We start from the raw sequence: 1,604 nt of genomic DNA on the forward strand, positions 1-1,604 counted from the left end.
CGGTGCGTGTCAACGTATCTGTCGCTTCACGGCTGTTTTAGGAGTCTATTACGCCCTTGTTTCAGGGCGCTCTGGATTCAGGTAAACAGCGTTTGCGAGTTTCCAATTACGTACTTCGCCGCTCCAACGGCTGGGGTTAGTTGCTTTGGCTGCCTTGTAAAGATTCTCCCGTGCCTGCAGTAACGCAGGTGCCTTGCCTTCGTGACGCTCATTGGGCGTCACGTATTTCAAGGCGCTATGACGATGCTCGTCGTTGTACCACTCAACGAATTTCTGCACCCAGAGTCGTGCTTCCGTGAGATTGTCGAAGGGCCGCTCGGGCCACAGCGGGCAATACTTAGCCGTACGAAAAAGCGCTTCGGCATAGGCGTTGTCATTGCTTACTCGGGGTCGGCTGAACGACGGTTCGACGCCCAATGCAATCATGCTTTCTCGAAGAAGCGAGCCTCTCATTACGTGACCGTTGTCCGAGTGCAGTATCAGCGGACGACCCGCCGTACGCTCTCGTAAGCATCCTTTTTCAAGCAGTACGCATGCATGTTCTGCGCGTTCGGATTCGTGTACTTCGTTGGTCACTAATTTGCGGCTATAGATGTCTTTGACCATGTACCAGTAGTAAAAGCGACCTTTAACGGTGGTGGGTAACCACGTGATATCCCAACACCAAACTCGATTTGGGGCATCAGCACAATGTGTGGTCAAAGCTCGGCGCTTCGGAGCTTTGGCTCGGCCTCGACGGCTATTCTGATTTGCCTCTTTCAGCACCCGATAGAATGTTGATTCCGATGCCAGATAGATACCTTCGTCAGCTAACTTCGGGACAATCTGGTGCGGTGTCAGACTCGCGTAGCCAGGTTGATTAGCAGCATCCAAAACAGCCTGACGCTCTGCGACGCTGAGTTTGTTGGACGGTGCTTCGCGCTTGATGATCTGGCGCTTGTCGGCTTCGCAGTGTCGCCAACGCTGAACCGTCCGCAAACACAGCCCGATCTCTTTGCATGCACGAAACCGACGTGCACCACTTGCTACTGCCTCAGCGATCAGGCCCAAAGCCTGCACACGATCAGGGGCGCTGATCAGCCTTCCTTGTCCTTGCCCCAGATCGCATTGGCTTTTTTTCTGAGTTCCAGTAAAGCGACCGCCTCCTTGCAATCAGCATCGGATCGAAGCAGTTGTCGCTCCAGCTCCTTTATCCGTATTTGCTCGGTGGTCGGTTTTTTGTTGGGCTGAGGCTCCATCGCAGTGTTGGCATTCTGGCAAGCTTGGCGCCATTGCTGAATCTGCTCAGGATAAATGCCCTTGATTCGGCAATATTGTGAAAGCTCTACCTCGCTCAACGGCGCGGTTTCCAGAACGGCGTTGAATTTGTCGGCGCTGGACCACTGATTGCTGGTTTTATTATTCCCAGGAACAATCAATCCTTTATCTCTAGCCATTTGCCTCCAGTTTCGCAGTGACTGTGGGGTGACGCCGATTGCAACGGCGAGCTCTGCTACGGAACGGTTTAAGGGCGGCATCATTTGAAGAACAGCCCAGTCTCTGAAGTCATCGTCATAACGCTTCGGCATTGCTAGACACCTTCGCCCCCATGAATGGTTGAGTCA

General features: G+C 53.2%; 1 pseudogene. It reads right to left on the reverse strand.

The annotated features are described in order from the left end of the window. Positions 1-48: 48 nt before the first annotated feature. Positions 49-1,568 (reverse strand): annotated as a pseudogene (locus D8U70_RS06540) (IS3 family transposase). Between the last annotated feature and the right edge of the window lie 36 nt (positions 1,569-1,604).

It is taken from the genome of Pseudomonas sp. Sample_20, from assembly GCF_004307585.1.
Lineage (GTDB): Bacteria > Pseudomonadota > Gammaproteobacteria > Pseudomonadales > Pseudomonadaceae > Aquipseudomonas > Aquipseudomonas atacamensis.